We start from the raw sequence: 720 nt of genomic DNA, 5'->3' as shown, positions 1-720 counted from the left end.
CGCCCGTGCCGTGGGCGCCCTGGCCCTCCCCCCGGGCGCGCCCCCCCCCCGGCTCCCGCGGGTTGCGGGGGCCGCGGGCGCGGGCGTCCGGCCGGACCAGCCACGGGTCCTCGTCGGGTACGGGCGTGCCGGGCGCCGGGCGGTCCGCGTCGCACAGGATGCCGTCGACGTAGTAGCGGCCGCCGTGGATGTACAGGGTGTCGATGTCGTGCTTGCCGCCCACGTACTCGATCCGGAAGCCGGTCGCGTCGCGCGGCCCGCCGTGCCGGCCGATCAGGTCGGCGGCAAGAGTGCGTGTCCGGTGCAGTTCGATCGCGGCCTGCTCGTTGAGGTCGGCGTCGAGCTGGACGCGGCCCTGCTGGGCGATGACCGCGGAGTAGTGCCGCTCCGGTCGGAACGTGGCGCGGGAGAGGTCAGCGTGCATGGAAAGGGGTCCCCCTGGTTCGGGCTGTCTCAGGTCGGGCGTGTGAGGGGCGGGGCGCTTCACGTCACGAAGAAGATCCCGGCGTCGGTACCCGCGGGTGTGTACTCGGCGAGCCGGGCCCGCAGGCCGTCCTCGCGCTGCGGCCGGTACAGGTCGTGGAAGGCGCCCGGCTCGCCCCCCGCGTCCGCGCCGCGCCGGATCTCTTCGGCGCACCGGTCCGCCAACTGCGCGTACCAGGGCGTCCCGTGTCGCGGGGAGGCGAACAGCGGCCCGAACCCGGTCGCCGGGGCGGGCGC

At 76.1% G+C, this 720-nt stretch carries 1 protein-coding gene and 1 pseudogene; both read right to left on the bottom strand.

The window, feature by feature from the left end:
• On the bottom strand, positions 1-424 hold a 424-nt coding region (locus ACFW2E_RS44310), incomplete at its 3' end, for a DUF6519 domain-containing protein (RefSeq protein ID WP_384477098.1).
• A 59-nt stretch (positions 425-483) separates the two neighbouring features.
• Positions 484-720 (bottom strand): annotated as a pseudogene (locus ACFW2E_RS44305) (hypothetical protein); the annotation flags it as partial.

It is taken from the genome of Streptomyces sp. NPDC058964 (genome assembly GCF_042741275.1).
Taxonomy (GTDB): Bacteria; Actinomycetota; Actinomycetes; order Streptomycetales; family Streptomycetaceae; genus Streptomyces.
Note: the sequence above shows the minus strand (reverse complement) of the source record. Positions and strands in the feature narration are given on the sequence as shown.